The 18,420-nt window shown below is 69.0% G+C and carries 24 protein-coding genes and 1 pseudogene; 15 read left to right on the top strand and 10 right to left on the bottom strand.

What is annotated here, in order from left to right:
• Window positions 1-54: 54 nt before the first annotated feature.
• The 4 genes from ABSL23_RS12750 to ABSL23_RS12735 all read right to left on the bottom strand — a co-directional run bounded on the left by ABSL23_RS12750 (window position 55) and on the right by ABSL23_RS12735 (window position 1,300).
• Entirely contained in the window at window positions 55-330 is a 276-nt protein-coding gene (locus ABSL23_RS12750) for a winged helix-turn-helix domain-containing protein (protein ID WP_059057013.1), read from the bottom strand.
• 66 nt (window positions 331-396) lie between these two features.
• Complete coding sequence (locus ABSL23_RS12745; RefSeq protein ID WP_353633997.1) at window positions 397-681, bottom strand: DUF357 domain-containing protein; 285 nt, start codon at window positions 679-681, stop codon at window positions 397-399.
• 66 nt (window positions 682-747) lie between these two features.
• Window positions 748-1,035 (bottom strand): type II toxin-antitoxin system RelE/ParE family toxin, encoded by a 288-nt coding sequence (locus ABSL23_RS12740; protein WP_353633996.1) that lies wholly within the window; start codon window positions 1,033-1,035, stop codon window positions 748-750.
• The gene (locus ABSL23_RS12735) at window positions 1,025-1,300 is read right to left on the bottom strand and encodes a ribbon-helix-helix domain-containing protein (protein WP_353633995.1); all 276 of its coding nucleotides are present in this window, start codon (window positions 1,298-1,300) and stop codon (window positions 1,025-1,027) included. The genes ABSL23_RS12740 and ABSL23_RS12735 overlap by 11 nt, the downstream gene beginning before the upstream one ends.
• A 121-nt stretch (window positions 1,301-1,421) precedes the next feature.
• Here ABSL23_RS12735 and ABSL23_RS12730 point away from each other — a divergent pair, with 121 nt between their 5' ends.
• Together ABSL23_RS12730 and ABSL23_RS12725 are read left to right on the top strand one after the other, a co-directional pair.
• Window positions 1,422-2,744, top strand: a complete 1,323-nt coding sequence (locus ABSL23_RS12730; RefSeq protein WP_353633994.1) for an FAD-dependent oxidoreductase — start codon at window positions 1,422-1,424, stop codon at window positions 2,742-2,744.
• 58 nt (window positions 2,745-2,802) lie between these two features.
• Window positions 2,803-3,087 (top strand): hypothetical protein, encoded by a 285-nt coding sequence (locus tag ABSL23_RS12725; RefSeq protein ID WP_059057009.1) that lies wholly within the window; start codon window positions 2,803-2,805, stop codon window positions 3,085-3,087.
• Between the two features lie 118 nt (window positions 3,088-3,205).
• Here ABSL23_RS12725 and ABSL23_RS12720 read toward each other — a convergent pair whose 3' ends face one another.
• Window positions 3,206-3,409 (bottom strand): hypothetical protein, encoded by a 204-nt coding sequence (locus tag ABSL23_RS12720; RefSeq protein WP_353633993.1) that lies wholly within the window; start codon window positions 3,407-3,409, stop codon window positions 3,206-3,208.
• 53 nt (window positions 3,410-3,462) lie between these two features.
• A complete protein-coding gene (locus ABSL23_RS12715; protein ID WP_059057007.1) occupies window positions 3,463-4,122 on the bottom strand; it encodes a 2,5-diamino-6-(ribosylamino)-4(3H)-pyrimidinone 5'-phosphate reductase in 660 nt (219 codons plus the stop codon).
• 102 nt (window positions 4,123-4,224) lie between these two features.
• Here ABSL23_RS12715 and ABSL23_RS12710 point away from each other — a divergent pair, with 102 nt between their 5' ends.
• The 6 genes and pseudogenes from ABSL23_RS12710 to ABSL23_RS12685 all read left to right on the top strand — a co-directional run bounded on the left by ABSL23_RS12710 (window position 4,225) and on the right by ABSL23_RS12685 (window position 12,405).
• The gene (locus ABSL23_RS12710) at window positions 4,225-5,493 is read left to right on the top strand and encodes a Single-stranded DNA binding protein (protein ID WP_353633992.1); all 1,269 of its coding nucleotides are present in this window, start codon (window positions 4,225-4,227) and stop codon (window positions 5,491-5,493) included.
• 76 nt (window positions 5,494-5,569) lie between these two features.
• Complete coding sequence (locus tag ABSL23_RS12705; protein WP_353633991.1) at window positions 5,570-7,177, top strand: hypothetical protein; 1,608 nt, start codon at window positions 5,570-5,572, stop codon at window positions 7,175-7,177.
• Window positions 7,178-7,915 carry a metallophosphoesterase gene (locus ABSL23_RS12700; protein ID WP_353633990.1) on the top strand — a complete coding sequence of 246 codons (738 nt, stop codon included), beginning with the start codon at window positions 7,178-7,180 and terminating at the stop codon, window positions 7,913-7,915.
• 133 nt (window positions 7,916-8,048) lie between these two features.
• Window positions 8,049-8,858 (top strand): hypothetical protein, encoded by an 810-nt coding sequence (locus ABSL23_RS12695; RefSeq protein WP_353633989.1) that lies wholly within the window; start codon window positions 8,049-8,051, stop codon window positions 8,856-8,858.
• Window positions 8,859-8,949: 91 nt separating this feature from the next.
• Window positions 8,950-11,780 (top strand): annotated as a pseudogene (locus tag ABSL23_RS12690) (DEAD/DEAH box helicase).
• A gap of 148 nt (window positions 11,781-11,928) precedes the next feature.
• Window positions 11,929-12,405 carry a hypothetical protein gene (locus ABSL23_RS12685; RefSeq protein ID WP_353633988.1) on the top strand — a complete coding sequence of 159 codons (477 nt, stop codon included), beginning with the start codon at window positions 11,929-11,931 and terminating at the stop codon, window positions 12,403-12,405.
• 95 nt (window positions 12,406-12,500) lie between these two features.
• Here the strand turns inward: ABSL23_RS12685 and ABSL23_RS12680 are convergent, their stop codons facing one another.
• Window positions 12,501-12,788, bottom strand: coding sequence for a HalX domain-containing protein (locus ABSL23_RS12680; protein ID WP_353633987.1), 288 nt, complete (start codon window positions 12,786-12,788; stop codon window positions 12,501-12,503).
• Between the two features lie 95 nt (window positions 12,789-12,883).
• On the opposite strand from ABSL23_RS12680, the gene ABSL23_RS12675 reads away from it, so the two are divergent.
• Together ABSL23_RS12675 and ABSL23_RS12670 are read left to right on the top strand one after the other, a co-directional pair.
• The gene (locus tag ABSL23_RS12675; RefSeq protein WP_353633986.1) at window positions 12,884-13,441 is read left to right on the top strand and encodes a GNAT family N-acetyltransferase; all 558 of its coding nucleotides are present in this window, start codon (window positions 12,884-12,886) and stop codon (window positions 13,439-13,441) included.
• Between the two features lie 149 nt (window positions 13,442-13,590).
• The gene (locus ABSL23_RS12670) at window positions 13,591-13,725 is read left to right on the top strand and encodes a hypothetical protein (RefSeq protein ID WP_059056998.1); all 135 of its coding nucleotides are present in this window, start codon (window positions 13,591-13,593) and stop codon (window positions 13,723-13,725) included.
• Window positions 13,726-13,737: 12 nt separating this feature from the next.
• On the opposite strand, the gene ABSL23_RS12665 is transcribed toward ABSL23_RS12670, so the two are convergent.
• Complete coding sequence (locus ABSL23_RS12665) at window positions 13,738-14,175, bottom strand: DUF5796 family protein (protein ID WP_059056997.1); 438 nt, start codon at window positions 14,173-14,175, stop codon at window positions 13,738-13,740.
• Between the two features lie 301 nt (window positions 14,176-14,476).
• On the opposite strand from ABSL23_RS12665, the gene ABSL23_RS12660 reads away from it, so the two are divergent.
• Both ABSL23_RS12660 and ABSL23_RS12655 read left to right on the top strand, forming a co-directional pair.
• On the top strand, window positions 14,477-15,331 hold the full coding sequence (locus ABSL23_RS12660) for a shikimate kinase (RefSeq protein WP_353633985.1): 855 nt from the start codon (window positions 14,477-14,479) through the stop codon (window positions 15,329-15,331).
• Window positions 15,265-15,594 carry a chorismate mutase gene (locus tag ABSL23_RS12655; RefSeq protein ID WP_353633984.1) on the top strand — a complete coding sequence of 110 codons (330 nt, stop codon included), beginning with the start codon at window positions 15,265-15,267 and terminating at the stop codon, window positions 15,592-15,594. The genes ABSL23_RS12660 and ABSL23_RS12655 overlap by 67 nt, the downstream gene beginning before the upstream one ends.
• 210 nt (window positions 15,595-15,804) lie before the next feature.
• On the opposite strand, the gene ABSL23_RS12650 is transcribed toward ABSL23_RS12655, so the two are convergent.
• Window positions 15,805-16,017: a hypothetical protein gene (locus ABSL23_RS12650; protein ID WP_353633983.1), complete on the bottom strand. Its 213-nt coding sequence runs from the start codon at window positions 16,015-16,017 to the stop codon at window positions 15,805-15,807.
• Window positions 16,018-16,199: 182 nt separating this feature from the next.
• Between ABSL23_RS12650 and ABSL23_RS12645 the strand changes: the two genes are divergently transcribed.
• From ABSL23_RS12645 to ABSL23_RS12635, 3 genes are all read left to right on the top strand, one after another.
• Window positions 16,200-16,910 (top strand): DUF47 family protein, encoded by a 711-nt coding sequence (locus tag ABSL23_RS12645; protein WP_059056993.1) that lies wholly within the window; start codon window positions 16,200-16,202, stop codon window positions 16,908-16,910.
• A gap of 61 nt (window positions 16,911-16,971) precedes the next feature.
• Complete coding sequence (locus ABSL23_RS12640) at window positions 16,972-17,451, top strand: cupin domain-containing protein (RefSeq protein ID WP_353633982.1); 480 nt, start codon at window positions 16,972-16,974, stop codon at window positions 17,449-17,451.
• Window positions 17,452-17,494: 43 nt separating this feature from the next.
• Window positions 17,495-18,136 (top strand): hypothetical protein, encoded by a 642-nt coding sequence (locus ABSL23_RS12635; RefSeq protein ID WP_353633981.1) that lies wholly within the window; start codon window positions 17,495-17,497, stop codon window positions 18,134-18,136.
• Between the two features lie 21 nt (window positions 18,137-18,157).
• On the opposite strand, the gene ABSL23_RS12630 is transcribed toward ABSL23_RS12635, so the two are convergent.
• Window positions 18,158-18,394, bottom strand: a complete 237-nt coding sequence (locus tag ABSL23_RS12630) for a hypothetical protein (protein ID WP_059056990.1) — start codon at window positions 18,392-18,394, stop codon at window positions 18,158-18,160.
• Between the last annotated feature and the right edge of the window lie 26 nt (window positions 18,395-18,420).

Genomic DNA, 18,420 nt, shown 5'->3' with positions numbered 1-18,420 from the left:
ACCGGTAGTTATACGCTTTCCCAAATTCGGCCGGTATTCCCCTAGGATCGTGCATCATTCGACCTCCTCGATGATCTCCTCGATGGTGTCCCAGTTGTCGCGGGCCGCGTCGGTCGGCAGGTACACCGCGCCGTAGTCGTCGCCGCTGGACTGCACGATGTCGTTCTCGACGAGCACGTCGAGGTGGTGGCGGACCGTCTTGTAGTCCAGGTCCAGGTCCTCCGCGAGCTGGTTCGCGTTTCGCGGCCGGTCGGCGAGCGCCCGCAGCAGGCGGACGCGGTTCGGGCCGCCGCGCGTCCCCGTCAACACGTACCAGAGCGCGGCCTCCATCGGCTACGCCGAGGCGGCGCAGTACCGTAAAACTACCCGAGACCGCGCGGCGTGCCGGCTCCCGGCTCAGACGGTGAACAGGTGGCCGGTCTCGGGCACGTCGAACAGGCCGATGCGAGCGCCGGCGTCCAGCCACGCGTGCCCGTAGGAGAACGCCGCGAGCGCGTTCACGGGGTCGTCGTGCTCGCGGAAGTGGCGGCCGTCGTCCAGATACGACTGGGCCATCTCCTCGCACTCGGCGGCGGCCTCGCCCAGCGGCGTGTCAGCGGGCGGCACGGCTTCGGCCTCGTCGAGCGCTTCGGCCAGCAGGCCCTCGTAGCGGTCCATCTTCTCGTGGAGGTCGGCAGGCATACGCGAGTGTGGGGCGACGCGGGGCGTAAGCGCTTGGGTAGCCAAATGTGAAGTCAGCAGGAGAGGTCAGTCGTCGCCGGGCTTGTACGCGTTACCGCGCTGCTCGATGGTGTACACGTCGAGCAGTTTCGCGTCGTGGTCGCAGACGGCTCCGAGGCGGAACGCACCGATTCGGAGCTTCGAGTGCGGGACGCCAGTCAGCGGTTCCAGGTAGTCGTCTGGGTCCCGCCACTGGTCGTTGACGATTTCGTCGAGTTTGTCCGTGATGCGGGCTTGTGCGTGCGCGTCGAGGTCGTCGTACGTTCGTTTCGCCGGCGCGCGGAACTGCCACGTCCACTCGCCGTCACTCGTCATCGCCGAGAATATCCTCGCGGGAGAACGTCTCGCTGTCGCCCGTTCGTCGCGCGTGCTCGACGGCGGCAATCTCCTTCCAACTCTCGCGGGTCAGGCCGGGATGCCGGACCGCGTCTCGGAGTGCCTCGCGGATGAACTCGCTCCGGCTGTTGTAGCCTTCGTCCTGCCACGTGGCGTCGACGTCCGCGAGCAGCGACTCCGTCAGCCGGACGTTGATGTTCGTCTTCTCCGGTTCGCCCGCCCCGTTTGTATCTGCATCAGACATACGCACGTATTACACGAGCGCGGGCAAAAGCGTTCTGCCGTCGCAAACGTGGGCCTCCGATGTGCCGGCACACTTCCCGGCCAACACAACGTACAAACGCCGCGGTCACCGACTAGTAGGTATGACTGACGAGCCCCGAGTGGAAATCTACACGAAGACGGACTGCCCGTACTGCGAGAAGGCGAAAGACCTCTTCGACGAGAAGGGCGTCGACTACGTGACGTACAACGTCACGGGCGACGAGGAGCTGTTCGCGGAGATGAAAGAGCGCGCGGACGGCCGCGAGACCGCGCCCGAGGTGTTCATCGACGACGAACTCATCGGCGGCTGGGACGACACCCACGAACTCGACCAGGCCGGCGAACTCGACGAGAAGCTCGGCATCGCCGACGACAGCGCTGACGACGTCGTCGAGCACCGGAACCTCATCATCACCGGGACGGGCATCGCGGCGCTGACGGCGGCCATCTACGCGGCGCGCTCGAACAACGACCCGCTGCTGTTCGAGGGCGACGAGCCCGGCGGCCAGCTCACGCTCACTACCGAGGTCGAGAACTACCCGGGCTTCCCGGAGGGCATCTCGGGGCCGGACCTCATCAACAACATGAAAGAGCAGGCCAAGCGCTTCGGCTCGGAGCTCGAACACGGCGTCGTCGAGAGCGTCGATGACTCCCAGCGGCCGTTCCGCGTGGAGCTGTCGAACGGCGACGTCTACACCGCCGACGCCGTCATCGCGGCGTCCGGCGCGAGCGCGCGCACGCTCGGCATCCCCGGCGAGGACGAGCTGATGGGCTACGGCGTCTCGACGTGCGCGACCTGCGACGGCGCGTTCTTCAAGGGCGAGGACATGGTCGTCGTCGGCGGCGGCGACGCGGCCGCCGAGGAGGCGTCGTTCCTCACGAAGTTCGCGGACACCGTCTACCTCGTCCACCGCCGCGACGAACTCCGCGCGGAGGACTACTGGCAGGAGCGCATCGACGAGCACGTCGAGGACGGCGACATGGAGGTCCTGTGGAACACGGAAGCCGTCGAGGTCAACGGCACGCCCGAGGACGGCGTCGAGGACGTGACGCTCGTGCGCCACCCCGAGGGCCACCCGACCGCGAAGCTCGACGACGAGGAGACCGAGCAGTTCTCGCTGTCGGTGGGCGCGTTCTTCGTCGCCATCGGCCACACGCCGAACACGGAGTACCTCGAAGACACCGGCGTCGAACTCGACGACGAGGGCTACATCGTCACCCACGGCGGCAAGGGCGGCGGACAGACGCTCACCGACGTCGAGGGCATCTTCGGCGCGGGCGACGTCGTGGACTACCACTACCAGCAGGCGGTCACCGCCGCCGGCATGGGCTGTAAGGCCGCGCTCGACGCCGACGAGTACCTCGAAAGTGAAGTGAGCGCGAGCGCCGCGGAAGGGACCGAGGCCGCGCCCGCCGACGACTGAGCCAGCACCCCGCTCCCGTAACCACACGCATTTGAGTCGCGGTCCCGTCCGTGCGGGCATGGACGAAGCCACGTTCACCATCGAGGACCCGGACGGCGACACCGACGAGGTCACGATTCCCGCGCGACTCGTGGAGATCTTCAGCGAGGAGGACGACGACAGCGAAGCGCAGGTCGTCGGCGACATCGCGCTGATGGCGTTCGCACAGCGCGCCCACGCGCTCGTCCACCACAGCGAGGGCGAGCCCACCGAGGAACTGCAGGACGTCGAGCAGGCCACCCTCGATCAGTTCGAGGAGCGCTTCGGGCAGACGTACGCGGAAGCGACCGGCCACCAGCACTAACCGCCCAGTGCGGCTTCTCGCAGTCGAGTTCACCTCCGTAGCACTGCCGCCGTCGCTCTATCGGGCCGTGGCTGGCGGCGGCTCGGGTCACTTCAGGCCCGTACGACGCCGAATGCGGCTATCCGTCGACTACCAGTCCGAGCAAGCCGAGCGGGACGGCGGCGAACACGAGCAGCGCCAGTTGGCCGACGAACGCGCCGACGAGTGTGAGTTGGATGGCGAACAGCAGTAGCTTCGTTCCCGTGACTGATAGCGCGGTCTGGTCTGCGCGCTTGGCTCGCTGGACGCGTGCGAGCGCCCCGGACGCGTCGGAGTCTCCCATACCGGTGTCGTTTCAGGGAGCAGATATAAGTCCGTCCGTCGGCCGCCCCGGCGCTAGCAGTCGTATTCGAGGAGGACGCCGTCGTCGATGCGCTCGACGCCCGCCAGTTCGAGTTCCGGGAAGTCGCGGACGAAGCCGTCGCCGTCGGCGAGCGTGGGGGCGTCGCGGCCGCCGATAATCTTCGGCGCGACGAACACGGAGAGCTCGTCCACGAGGTCGTCGGCGAACAGCGAGAAGATGAGTTCGCCGCCGCCCTCCACCATCAACGCCTCGACGCCGTGGGCCTCCAGTTGGTCGAGGGCGTCGGGGAGTTCGACGCGGTTCTCGCCGGCGACGACGACGGTCGCGCCGGCGTCTTCGAGCGTCTGCCGGTGCTCGCGGGGCTCCTCCTCGGCGACGAGGACGTACGTCTCCGCGGCGCCGTCGAGCACGCGGGCGTCCGGCGGCGTGCGGGCGTGGGAGTCGGCGACGACGCGGGCCGGCTGGGGGGAGTCGCCGCGCTGGTCGCGCTCGGCGACGAGGTCGGAGTCATCGACGGTCAGCGAGGGGTTGTCCGCGAGCACGGTGCCGACGCCGACCATCACGGCGTCCACGCTCGCGCGCAGTTCGTCCACGCGCCGGAAGTCGGCCTCGCCGCTGATGACGACCTGCTCGCGGCGGCGCGTCGAGAGCTTGCCGTCCGCGCTCATCGCGGCGTTGACGACGACGTGCATACGCTGGGGAGGGGGCGGCGGTGGGAAACGCGTTTCGTGTTCGCTTCACGCGCGCCCGCTCGCGGGAACCCTTTTACGGCAGGCAGTCCGAACTACGGACGCATGAACATCGACGACCACGCCGAGGAGCTCGCCTCCGACCTCGGTGTAGACAAAGCGGAGGTCAAAGAGAACCTGCAGAACCTCGTGGAGTACAGCGTTCCCGTCGAGGAGGCCAAGCGCAGCCTCCGTCGGAAGTTCGGCGACGAGTCGGGCGGCGGCTCCAGCGGCCCGACCGCGGAGAACATCGTGGACGTCGGCCCCGACTCGGGCAACGTCACCGTGACCGCGAAGGTCCTGACGGCGGGCAAGCGCTCGATTCGCTACCAGGGCGACGACCACGTCATCGGCGAGGGCGAACTCGCCGACGAGACCGGGAAAATCTCCTACACTGCGTGGGAGGACTTCGGGCTGGAACCCGGCGACACCGTCACCATCGGGAACGCCAGCGTCCGCGAGTACGAGGGGAACCCCGAACTCAACTTCGGGGAGTCCTCGACCGTGAGCAAGGCCGAGGACCTCGACGTGCCCTACGACGTGGGCGGCGACCGGGACCTCGCGGACCTCGCGCCCGGCGACCGCGGCCGGAACGTCGAGGTGCGCGTCACTGAGGTCGAGACCCGGACCATCGACGGCCGGGACGGCGAGACCGAGATTCTGAGCGGCGTGCTCGGCGACGAGAGCGCCCGCCTCCCGTTCACCGACTGGGACCCCCACAGCGAAATCGAGGAAGGGGCGTCCGTCCGGCTCGAAGACGTCTACGTCCGCGAGTTCCGCGGCGTCCCCTCCGTGAACGTCTCGGAGTTCTCGACGGTGACGGCCCTCGACGAGCCCGTCGAGGTGGGCGGCCCGACCCGGATGGCGATTCGGGAGGCCGTCGAGCGCGGCGGCGCGTACGACGTCGAACTCGTCGGGAACGTCATCGAGGTCCGGGACGGCTCCGGGCTCATCCAGCGCTGTCCCGAGTGCGGTCGCGTCGTCCAGAAGGGCCAGTGCCGCCAGCACGGCGACGTGGAGGGCGAAGACGACCTCCGCGTGAAGGCGATTCTCGACGACGGCACGGACACCGTCACGGTGATTCTCGACCGCGAACTCACCGAGGAGGTGTACGGCGGCGACATCGAGGACGCGCGCCAGCAGGCCCGCGACGCGATGGACCAGACCGTCGTCGCCGAGACCATCGCTGAGAAGCTCGTCGGCTCCGAGTACACGGTCCGCGGCCACCTCTCCGTGGACGACTACGGCGCGAACCTCGAAACCCTAGAGTTCCGCGAGTCCGCCGACGACCCGGCCGAGCGTGCGCAGGCCTTCCTCGCGGAGGTGGAAGCATGAGTTCCGTCTCACGCTTCCTCACTACAGGTGAGACTGCGCGCGACGACCTCACGCTCACCACCACGGGGTGGTTCGCGTGAGCCAGTCTGAGGACGAGGAGGTCAACCGCCGCGAGGTCGCCTACCGGCTGTTCGCCGCGGAGTTCGAGGACGCCGATTACAGCTACGCGGAGAGCGACGAGGAGCGCGCGCCGAACTACGTGGTGACGCCGACCGGCGCGCGCGTCAACCGCGTGTTCGTCGTGGGCGTCCTGACGGAGGTCGAGCAGGTCAGCGAGGACGTCGTCCGGGCGCGGGTCGTCGACCCGACGGGCGCGTTCGTCGTCTACGCCGGCCAGTACCAGCCCGAGGCGCTGGCCGCGCTCGAATCCGCGGACACGCCGTCGTTCGTCGCGGTGACGGGGAAGGCCCGGACCTTCCAGCCCGACGACGCGGACGTCGTCTACACGTCTATCCGCCCGGAGGAGGTCAGCGAGGTGGACGCAGAGACCCGCGACCGCTGGGTCGTCACGACGGCCGAGCAGACCGTCGAGCGCGTGGCGACGATGGCGGCCGCCCACGAGCGCGTCGAGCGCGGCGACACGCTCCGCGAGATTCTGGAGGGCGCGGGCGTCCAGCACGGGCTCGCGGCGGGCATCCCGCTGGCGCTGGACCACTACGGCACGACGCCGGCGTACCTCGACGCGGTCCGCACGCTCGCACTCGACGCCGCGCGAGTCGTCGCTGGCGAGCGCGACGAGGTCGGCGACCTCTCCGTCTCCCCGAGCGACGAGGGCGACGCCGACCTGAGTTTCGCCGCGGACCTCGACGTCGACAGCGAGCCCACCGAGGACGGCGAGGACGAGTCGGAGACCGAGGTCGAGCCGGTCACGGAGCCGGAGGCCGAGGGGTTCGGCGCGGACCAGCCCGAGAGCGCGGCGGCCGAGGACGAATCACTGGACGAGCCCGAGGCGGAGGGCTTCGACGACGAGGAAGCCGAACCGGAGGGCGCGGCCGACGCGGAGCCGGAAGCCGGCGAATCTGAACCGGCCGAGGCAGAGGCATCAGAGCCGGAAGCCGACGAGGCCGGCGACGAGGCGGAGCCGGAGAGCGAACCCGGCCCGGCCGCCGAGACGCCCGAGCCGGACGAGGTCGCCGCGGAGGCCGCGCCCGAGGAGGGCGAGGCGGCCGCAGACGGCGAGATGTACGAGCTCTCCGAGGAGGAGCGCGAGGAGGTCAAGGAGAACTACGACGTCGGCTTCTCGACGGGCACCGAAGTCCCGGACGCCGGCGAGTCCGAAATCGACGTACCCGAGCCCGACGAGGGCGAAGCCGCCGAAGAAGCCACCGACGAGGAAGCCACCGACGAGGACGACCTCGGTGACTTCGACGCCGACGACGAGGCGTTCGACGAATCGCAGGAGGACGCCGACGACCTCGACGACTTCACGGAGGACGAGTACGACGAGCCCGACTCCGACAGCGAGGACGCCGAGGCCGGGGAGATGGACCTCGACCTCGAAGACTACGTCGTGGAGCTGATGGCCGAACTCGACGACGGCGACGGCGCGCTCCGCGAGACCGTCGTCGCGACAGCGGCCGACGAGCGCGACGCCGACGAGGGCGAAATCGAGGACGCCATCCAGGAGGCGCTGATGAGCGGGCGCTGCTACGAGTCCGGCGACGACCACCTGAAAGCCATCTAGATGGCGCTGGTGGAGCCGATTCCCGGCGAGCCCGCCGCGGTCGCCGACCTCGGCGACGAGCAGGCGCTCGTCGTCGCTGACTACCACGCGGGCATCGAGGTGTCGCTGCGCCGCGAGGGGCTGGAGGTCCAGAGTCGGGCCGAGCGGCGCCGCGAGCGCCTGCTGGACCTCGTGCGGGAGACGCGCGCGGACCGCGTCGTCTTCCTCGGCGACCTCGGGCACGCCATCGGCACGCCGGAGGGCGCCGAATACGACGAACTCGAAGCGCTGTTCGACGCGCTCGACGTGCCCGTGACGCTGGTCGTGGGCAACCACGACGGCGGGCTCGCCGACGAGTTCGGCATCGACGCGACGCCGCCGGAGGGCGCGCGCTTCGGCGACATCGGGTTCGCGCACGGCCACACGTGGCCCGCGCCCGAGGTGCTCGAAGCGGAGACGGTCTGCGTCGGGCACGAACATCCCACAGTCCGGCTGGAGGACGAGGTCGGCGGCGCGCGCGTCGAGCGCGCGTGGCTGCGCGGCCCGCTGGACGCCGCGCCGTTCGAGACTCACCACGGCGAACAGTTGGACGTGACGGGCGACCTCGCGGTGTTCCCGGCGTTCAACGACCTCTCCGGCGGAACGTGGGTGAACGTCGAGGGCCAGGAGTTCCTCGCGCCGTTCCTCCCCGGGGCGTGCCCGGACGCCGAACTCTACCTGCTGGACGGCACGCGGCTCGGCCGGTATCGGGACGTCTGACCGGCCACAGCGCGCCGCCGGTCGGCGAGGGCCACGACGCTCCACGACGTGGGAGCCGACCCGGTCCGGCGGTTCGTACGTGGTGAATCTCCACACAAAGAATATGTGAACGCGTAGTGACGTTTCTGCCTGTATGCGCCGCCCAGTACTGACGGTCCTCGTCTGCGCCCTCCTCGTCGCCAGCGCCGGCTGTGCCGGCGTACTCGGCGGCGGCCAGACCACCGATTCCGCGACGACGCAGCGACCGACGACCGATTCGCCCACCGAGACCGCGTCCGCCGAGCGGCTCGCGCCGGGCGTGACCACGGAGGAAGTGACCGACGCCCTCGCGCTCGCGGACGCCCACAGGGAGTCCCTCCGGAGCGGGTCGTTCCTCAAGCACGCCGGCGTCGAGTGGACGAACAGCTCCGAGAACGGGTCCCGGCGCGCGACGTTCCAGTACGACAACGAGTCCCACTGGAACTGGACCCGAGCGGGAGTCGATACGTACGGTCTCACGAACGGCACGCTCGGCCTGTACGCCGACGGGGAGCGCGTCCTGTCCGTGATTGCCGGCGACGGGAACGCCTCGTACGGCGTCCGGCGCGTCAGCGACGACGCGGGCGCACCGCCGATACCGCCCGCAGAACTCTTCCCGTCGTCGGTGTACGACCGCGACCTCCTGTACACGCTGTTCGGCAGCGATAACGTCACTGTCGAGCGCGGCGACGACGCGGCCGCCCGCGTCTCCGGGACGATTGCGGACGTGAAACTCGGCGAGGCGGCCGCCGAGAACGTCGAGTTCGACGCCGCGGTCACGGCGGACGGCGTGGTCCGGTCGCTGGACCTCTCCTACGAGCGGTTCGACCGCAGCGTCGAGCGCACCATGACCTTCGAGCAGTCGACGGGCGACCCCGTGGAGCGGCCGGACTGGTACTCCGAAGCGAGCAACGGGACTGCCTGACCATTCGATTCCTCGGTTCGCTCTCCGTGGCTAGCGGCGGCGCCGTCGCCCGGCAACGCGCTTATTCGGGTCCGAACCCTACGTTCGGGAGATGAGTGAGACGCGGGGGATGGACGCGTTCGCGCACCTCGGAGACGAGGTGCGAGCGGCGCTCTCCGAGCGCGGGTTCACGACGCCGACGGAGCCACAGCGCCGCGCGATTCCCGCGCTCGCGGACGGCAAGAACGGGCTCGTGGTCGCTCCCACGGGGACCGGGAAGACGGAGACGGCGATGCTTCCAGTCCTCAACAGCATCGTCGAGGAGGGCGCGCCCGAGGGGTTCGCGGCGCTGTACGTGACGCCGCTGCGCGCGCTGAACCGCGACATGCGCGAGCGCCTCGACTGGTGGGGGGAGACGCTGGGCCTCGACGTGGACGTCCGGCACGGCGACACCACCCAGTACCAGCGCAAGAAGCAGGCCGACGACCCGCCGGACGTGCTCGTGACGACGCCCGAGACGCTGCAGGCGATGCTCACCGGGGAGAAGCTCCGGGACGGCCTCGCGGACGTGCGCCACGTCGTCGTCGACGAGGTGCACGAACTCGCGGGCGCGAAACGCGGTGCACAGCTCTCCATCGGCTTGGAGCGGCTCGTCGAACTCGCGGGGGACTTCCAGCGCATCGGGCTGTCCGCGACCGTCGGCGACCCGAAGGAGGTCGGCGCGTTCCTCACGGGCGGCCGCGGTTGTGAGATTATCGAGGTGGACGTCACGTCGAAAGTCGAGTTCACGGTGCGCGAGCCGGAGGTCACCGAGCGCGACGAGCAGTTGAGCAACGAGCTGATGACCTCGCGCCGTCGATGGCCAGCCACGTCCGGATGATTCGAGAAATCGTCGACGAGCACGACTCCACGCTGATTTTCGTGAACACGCGCCAGACCGCGGAGGCGCTGGGGTCGCGGTTCAAGGAACTGGACGCCAACATCGGCGTCCACCACGGCTCCCTCTCGAAAGAAGCGCGCATCGAGGTCGAGGACCAGTTCAAGGCCGGCGACCTCGACGGCCTGCTCTGCACGTCCTCGATGGAACTGGGCATCGACGTGGGCCGCATCGACCACGTCGTCCAGTACTCGTCGCCGCGCGAGGTCGCGCGCCTGCTCCAGCGCGTCGGGCGCGCGGGCCACCGCCGCGACGAGGTGAGCCACGGCACCGTCATCACGGGCAGTCCCGACGACACGTTCGAGGCGCTGGCCATCGCGCGCCGGGCCGGCGAGGGCGACGTGGAGACGACCCAGATTCACCACGGCAGCCTCGACACCGTCGCGAACCAGATTGTCGGCGTGGTGATGGACTTCGGGGAGACGAGCGCGCGCCACGCCTACCAAATTGTGACGCGGGCGTACCCGTTCCACGACCTCGCCGAGGAGACGTTCCGCGAGGTCGCGATGGAGCTGCACAACAACCGCGTCGTCTACGTGGACGACGAGGACGACACCGTCTCGAAGTCCGGGGGGACGTGGCAGTACTACTACGCGAACCTCTCGATGATTCCCGACGAGGAGACGTACGCCGTCTACGACATGGCGGCCGGCCGGCAGGTCGGGACGCTGGACGAGCGCTTCGTCGTGAACTTCGCCGAACCCGGCGCCACCTTCGTCCAGCGCGGGGAGATGTGGCGCATCACGAACATCGACGAGGAAGAGGAGGAGGTCAACGTCTCGCCCATCGAGGACCCCGCGGGCGAGGTGCCGTCGTGGACGGGCCAAGAGATTCCCGTCCCCTACGAGGTCGCCCAAGAGGTCGGCGAGATGCGCGAAGTCGCGGCCGACCAGTTCGCGGCCGGCGCGACCCGCGAGGGAGTGGCGCGGGAGTTCACGGGCCGCTACCCGACCGACGAATACACCGCCGGCGAGGCGCTCGAACAGGTCGAGTTCCACGTCGACGGCGGGCACGCGATGCCCAGCGACGGCCGCATCGTCGTCGAACAGGAGGGCCGGACAATCGTCGTGAACGCGGCGCTCGGCCACGAGGCCAACGAGACCATTGGGCGGCTGCTCTCTGCCCTCCTCGGCCAGCGCACCGGCTCCTCGGTGGGGCTGGACGTCGGCCCGTACCGCGTGGAGTTGGACGTGCCGGCGCGCATCAGCGCCAACGACGTGGTTGACCTCCTCCGGGAGACGGACCCCGAGCACGTCGAGCCGCTGCTGGAGTTGAGCCTCAAGCAGTCCGAGACGCTGAAGTTCACGCTCGCGCAGGTCGCCGCGAAGTTCGGCGCGCTCAAGCGCTGGAAGGGGCGGGACGGCGTCGGCCTCTCCCGCTTGCTCGGCGCGCTCGAAGACACGCCGGTCTACGACGAGGCCGTCCGCGAGGTGTTCCACAGGGACCTCGACGTCGAGCGCGCGAGCGAGGTGCTGGACGCGATTCAGGCCGGCGACCTCGACGTCGCCATCGTCGGCGAGCGCACGACCGTCGGCGTCGGCGGCCGGTCCTCGGGGACGGAACTGCTCACGCCGGAGAACGCGGACGCCAGCGTCGTGCAGGCAGTCGAGGAGCGAATTCAGGACGACCGCGTGAAGCTGTTCTGCACGCACTGCGAGGACTGGGAGCACGAGACGAAAGTCCGGCGCGTCGGCGACCAGCCCGAGTGCCCGCACTGCGGGTCCACCAGAGTTGCGGCGCTGTCGCCGTGGGCCGACGACGCGGTGAAAGCGGTGCGCGCCGACGACAAGGACGACGAGCAACGCGACCGCACCGAGCGCGTGTTCCGGAACGCCAGCATCGTCCAGAGCCACGGCAAGAAAGCGGTCATCGCGCTGTCCGCGCGCGGCGTCGGCCCCCGGAACGCCGCCCGCGTCATCAACCGCCACCGCGAGAACGACGAGGACTTCTACCGGGACATCCTCGAACGCGAGCGCGAGTACGCCCGCACCAAAGCGTTCTGGTAGTCAGCGGTAGCTTCTGGGCAGTTCGGTACTCAGAATCCGGGACCGGAGCGTCGGCGTCGGTAAGCGAGAGTGCGGATGTCTTGCCCGTTTCCATGCTACCCCTCAATCTCGCAAAAAATACTTATCGGCGGTCATACGAATCTAGGCTGTGAATCGTCGTGCCCTCCTTGCATCGCTCAGCGCGATTGGTTTGTCAGGCCTCGCCGGCTGTGCTGTCTTCCAAAGTGGCGACATCCCCGCCGGGACCCTCCAGTTCGAGAATCGGGACGACCTCCCACACGTCGTCGGAATCTCGGTCGTAGACGTCGGCACCGACGGAGGAGCGGACGCTGATGGATACAGCGTCTCCGGTGACGTGACCGTGCGGCCCCAGCAACGAGAACTGACGGCCTCGTCGTCGGTCGCTCCCGGTGAGACACAGACGTTCAGAAACATCTTCACGGAATCCGTGTACTACTTGGTCGAGTTCACAATCGACGGCGACGTTCCCGAGAACGCCGGGCGCGTTCCGTTCAATCCGTCCACCCGAGAGTACGACAACTTCCTGAGAGGCGTCGTCTCTACATCGGGGGAGCTCTCGTGGACGATAAGTACGACGGACAATGCCGGACGATTCGAACAGTAGGTCAACGCGCCCGTGACAGGCGATAGACACACCCGCTGTACGTCGCGGTGTTCTCACCCGCCCGCCGAACGGAGAACCCGCGTCGAAAAGGACTGCTAGAGGTCGCGGAACGCGGCTTCGAGGTCGTCGTCGTCCATGCCGCCGACGGCGTCGTCGAGGTCGGCGTCCAGTTCCTCGCGGCGCGCGACGAGCTGTCGGTAGGTGTCGCTGTCCTCCAGTTCCGAGGCGCGCTTCTCGGACTCCAGCGTCGCAATCTTCCGGGAGACGGCGAAGAACTGACGGGACTGGTCGCCGAACGACGACAGCCCCCGCAGTTTCTCGACGAGCGTCCGGAAGAACGACTCGTCCTCGACGACCCCCGCCGGTTCGGTGTCGGTGCTCATCGCAGTTACCAGACACACGGCGACCAGCCGGATTACTCTGACGACGGTCCCGCGGAACCGCAACGCGTTCCACGCGCCAGCCCCCAGCAGCAGCTATGAGCGAGGACAGGCGTTACCTGCTGTGGCCGGACGGCCTGCGACCGCCGGACGTCGACGTGCCCGAGGGGTACGCGCTCCGCGCGAGCAGCCTGACCGGGCGCGACCGCGAGGCCGTCGAAGACTTGCTCGAAACCGGCGGCTGGGAGGACGGCGTCGCCGCTCTCCGGGACCGCGCGCTGCCGAACGGCGCGTTCGTCGCCGTCGAGCGCGCGACCAACGCCGTCGTCGGGACGTGTTCGGCGATACACGAGCCGGACGCCGGCGACCACTACTTCCCGTTCGGCGGCGCGCTCTCGTCGCTCGTCGTCGACCCCGCCCACCGCCGCGAAGGACTCGGGCGCGCGCTCGCCGCCGCGGCCACCCGCCGGCTGCTCGACGCCGGCTACGACAGCGTGCGCGTCGGCGTTCGAACCGAGCGCTATCCCGCGCTCGCGCTGTTCCTGAACGCCGGCTACGCGCCCTGCATCCTCGACGACAGCGACGTCGGTCGGTGGCGCGACGTCTTCGACCACCTCGGACTGCCGTTCGACCCCGAGCGCTGCATCCGGCCCTAGTCGAGCGCCGGGCGTCCGCGTCGCCGGGGCTGGGCGGCCGCTGCCGCGTCACCGGGTGGACGTGTCCGGCGAAAACGCCGTCCGTCGGTGAAGAATCCGGCGTCTCGGCGGGGGCAACGGTTTTTAGCTCGGGCGACGCAGACGCACACATGGTCGAGGAGACTGAGCGCGACGACATGCTCTGGTACCGCTGCGAAGAGTGCGGACTGATGTTCGACGACCAGGGGGACGCCGAACAGCACGAACAGAACTGTGACGCCGAAGACCCCTCCTACCTCCAGTAGCGGACGCCGGCGCTACTCCTCCGACTCCGGTGCGAACAGCTCGAACGAGCGCTCGCCGAGCTCGTCCTCCTCGAAGACGAACACGCGACCCCGGGCCTCCTCCGGGTCGGCCTCGACTTCCGTCGCGTAGCCGTCCGCGCGTACGGTCACGCCCGGGAACAGCTCTTCCTCCTCGCCGGGGTCGAGGAGAACGCGGCCGACGCCCGTCGATTCGAGAATCTCGTCGTGGGTCTTGCGGTCGTTCACGTAGACGAGGACGCCCTCCGTCTCCGTCGGGTCCGTGACGAGGACGTGGACGTCCTTGCCCGGCCGGCACCGCACCGTCCCGTGGACCTTCTCCGGGACGCCGTTGTAGAACGTGCGGCGGCCGTCCGTGTACTCGACGTAGACGCCCTCCTCTTCGAGTTCGACGCCGAGCGTGCTCGGCGCGATGTCGTTGCGGGCGCTCATAGCTGTGGCTTGCGGGTGAGCGTGGAAAAGCCCGCTGTTTGCGTGGCCGACCAACGCGAGGCCACGTCGAAGCGAACGCGGAGCGTAGCGACCCGCGAGCAGCCGGGCGCATCGGCGACCCTCCATAGCAGTGCGAGCAGCAGAGCGCATCGACGCGCTTCGACGTGCCCTCCCGTCAGTCGAGCGCGCTGCTCACGGCTCGCGGTGCTCGCCGCTCGCTATAACGTGGGCTCGCTTCGCTCGCCCACGCTCTCCTTGCCCGAAGCGCCAGTCGTAAATACCGGCCGTGGCAGGTCAACACATGGACGGCCGTGCAGCAGCGCCAGCCGCGGGCACTGTGTTGAACGCGCTCGCGACGGGCATCGGGTCGGCGTTCGCGCTCGACTTCGACGTGACAGCGGAGGTGTCGCTGGACGCGGCTGCCGACGGCGTCACCGGCAGCGTCGCCGACCACCCGGACGCCGACACCGCGCTCGTGGAGCGGTGCGTGTCGCTGGTGACCGACGAGTACGGGCACGGCGAGGGCGGCACCGTCCACACGGACAGCGAGGTGCCGCTGGCCTCGGGCCTGAAGAGCTCCAGCGCGGCCGCGAACGCGACCGTGCTGGCGACGCTGGACGCGCTCGGCGAAGCCGAGTCGGTCGCCCGCGAGGACGCGGCGCGGCTCGGTGTCGAGGCCGCGCGCGACGTCGGCGTCACCGTCACGGGCGCGTTCGACGACGCGTCGGCGAGCATGCTCGGCGGGCTCACGATGACGGACAACCGCGAGGACGACCTGCTGTTCCGCGACGAAGTCGAGTGGGCGGCGCTCGTGTGGACGCCGCCCGAGCAGTCGTTCTCCGCGGACGCGGACGTCGAGCGCTGCCAGCGGGTCGCGCCGATGGCCGACCACGTCGCGGACCTCGCGGCCGACGGCGAGTACGGCACCGCGATGACGGTCAACGGGCTGGCGTTCGCAGCGGCGCTCGGCCACCCGACCGAGCCAATCGTGGACGCCCTCCCGCACGCCGACGGGGCGTCCCTCTCGGGCACCGGCCCGAGCTACGTCGCGGTCGGCGAGGAAGACGCACTACAGGAGGTGAAATCACTATGGGACGAGAACCCGGGGACAGTCCGGCTGACGACGACACAGCTGGACGGGGCCCGGACGACATGAGCTTGGAGGAACTGCGCGAGGAAATCGAGTCCATCGACCGCGAAATCGTCGACCTCATCGCGCGGCGCACGTACGTCGCCGAGACCATCGCGGAGGTCAAAGACGAGCGCGGGATGGCGACGACCGACGAGGGCCAAGAGCAGGCGGTGATGGACCGCGCCGGACAGAACGCGGAGGCCTTCGACGTGGACCCGAACCTCGTGAAGGCCATCTTCCGGCTGCTCATCGAACTGAACAAGGTCGAACAGCGCGAGAATCGGTAGACGGCGCTTTCGGCTCGGTCGGCGAACAAACCTTTTACGCGAAGACGCGCAATTCTCGACTATGGGTAGCAAAGCGAGAGTCCCGAGTTCCGGGCCATCCTCCGACGACGACACTGAGAAGGATGCGAAGCTCGGTGACCTGCTCTCCGGTCGGCTGTCCGAAGTTGACGTCGATTCTGTTACCACGGTTCACGAGCGGCCAGCGCGCGATTAGCCGAACTCGTCGTAGAGAACTCCTCGGAGGTCGTAGTAGTTCGCAACGACTGCGCAGACGACCATCAGGAGGACGGCGGCGAAGAAGGCGACGAGTCCTACAGTGCTCTCGAAGAGCCGCTGGGGAACGATGAAGCCCAGCGAAATCACCCCGGCACAGAGGACAGCGACACCGACGACGAGGGCTGCGCCGAATCCTTGGAGGGACATCACCATATCGTACCACAGCCGCGGATAGGTGAAAAGCTACTCCCTGTAGTGGATTCCGTGAACGCGGTCGGACGGCGCGGGAACCGCCGACCGAACGGCCGCGACGAGCTATAGTCGGCCACGTTGGGGTACGGAGCCCTCATATCAACCTCTTTGCGACTGCCGGCGCCGACTTCGAACTGATGTCATCCAAGGGCACGCCGGAGTTCTCAAGGCGGGTCGTCGAGCAGACCGACGCGTACCTCGAAACCATCAGCGAGTGCGTGGACCTGCTGGCGGAACTCGTCGAGGAGTACACCGCGGGGGACGCGGCCCGACAGCTCGTCGAGGAGATTCGAGCCCGCGAGAGCGAGTGCGACGGGCGGAGCCGGCGCATCAGCGCGCTCGTCACGAACACGACAGTCCGGGAGTTCGGCATCCGCAACTCCCGGATGCACCTCAACGCCGAGCAGGTGGTGCGGCTCTACCAGTTGCTCGACGAGATTCCGAACGCCGCCGAGGAGATCGCCGAAGCGCTCGTGACGGTTACCCCGGCGCGGCGGCGCTCGTGCTTCCGGCGGTACCGGGAGATGGTCAGCCGCGTGACCGAGGCAATGGGCGCGCTCCACGACGCCGTCCGCGAGTTCGTCCGCCTGCTGACCTCCTCGACGGAGACGGGGTCGATAGCCGAGCACGTGGCGACGGTTCGCGCCGCCGAGAGCGACTGCGACGACGTCCGCAACGCCGTCGTGGCGGACGTCTTCGCGGACGAGACCGTCGATCAGCCGATGGTGTACCGGGAGTTCGCGTGCCTGTTCGACCGGCTCGTGGACGCGATGGAGGACGTGACCGACCAGCTCGTGTTGCTCTCCAGCAGCGAGCAGTGGATCACGGCCGAGCCACAGCAACAGTAGGCGAGGCGGTAACCTCGGTCGCGGGCAAAGAAACTACTCGCTGCGCGGCGTCGGGCGGCCTATGCCACTCGTGAACGAGGACGACCTCGACTGGACGGACGTCGACGACGGCGAGATGCGGGTGCGGCGCAAGCAGTTGGGGGAGGCGGCGGGCAGCGAGGACCTCGGCTGCAGCCTCTACGAACTCCCGGCGGGCGAGGCGTCGTGGCCGTACCACTACCACACCGCCAACGAGGAGGCGCTGTACGTGCTCTCCGGGAGCGGGATGGTGCGGCTCGCGGGCGAGTCGCGGCCGCTCAGCGCGGGCGACTACGTCGCGCTCCCCGCGGGCGAGTCCGGTGGGCACAGGGTCGTCAACGATTCCGAGGGACCGCTGCGCTACCTCGTCGTCTCCACGATGAACGAGCCCGAGGTGACCGTCTACCCGGACTCCGAGAAGTTCGGCGTGTTCGTCGGCGCGGCGCCGGGCGGCCGGGGCGTGCGGTCGCTGGACGGCTACTACCGCATCGACGACGACGTGGACTACTGGGAGGGGAAGTGACGCCGCCCGAGCGGTTATGCCGTCGGCCGCAGTAGCCTCCGCCATGAATCGCCGAGACGTGCTCCGCGCGGGCGCAGCCGCTGGAATCGCGGGCCTCGCGGGCTGTGTCGTGCCGGGTGGCGACGATGACGACGCGGCGTTCGCCGAGAGCTTCGAGGACGGTCTCGGCGACTGGGAGGCGGACGCGGCCATCGGCCCGGAAGTGGACCTCGCGGAGTTCGAGTGGGAGGTCGGCGTCTCGGACGCGCAGGCGGCGGCCGGCGACCAGTCCTTGCGGGTGTGGAACGAGGGGAGCTACGACGACGGCGTGACGTGGGCCGTCCACCCGGTGTCCGTCGAGTCCGGGCGGGCGTACGAGGTCGGAGTGGCGGGGCAGTTCTGGAGCGAGTCGGAGTCGTTCAACACGATTCGGGACGCCGTGATGCGCCTCGGCCCGGAGCCGCCCGCGGCCGAGGCGGACTTCCCGAAGCCGGGCGTCAACACCTCGGCGTTGGGCGAGACGCCGTACGGCGGCCTCCGGGAGCCGCTGTGGCTGGCGGACGGCTGGCACGAGTACGACTTCGAGTGGACCACGCCGGAGCTGTCCACGGACACGCTGTACCTCGCGGTCGGCACGGCGGTCATCTGGGAGGCCGACGCGACTCACTACGTCGACGACCTCTCGGTGAGCGTCGAGGCGCGGTGAGCGCGGCGGCGGCGCTCGCGACTACTGGGGCTTGTGCGTGAAGATGACGGCGCGGCCGTCGTCGACGCCGACGCAGAGGTCCAGTTGCCGCGAGAGGTTCAGGCTCGTGGGGTTGTCCTTGCAGACGACGAGGTCGTCGAAGGGGTCGCCGCAGGCGGGGCACGAGACGGAGACGGTGTTCTGGTAGGACTTGAGCGCGCTGTTCTCCTCGCGCGGCGTCAGCGACGAGACGAGTTCGTCGAAGTCGACGTCGTCCATACCGAGTGACTCGTTCACGTCCACAT

The organism is Halobacterium sp. NMX12-1, from assembly GCF_040435975.1.
Lineage (GTDB): Archaea > Halobacteriota > Halobacteria > Halobacteriales > Halobacteriaceae > Halobacterium > Halobacterium hubeiense.
The sequence above is the reverse complement of the archived record's forward strand: the minus strand, read 5'-3'. Positions and strand labels throughout refer to the sequence as shown.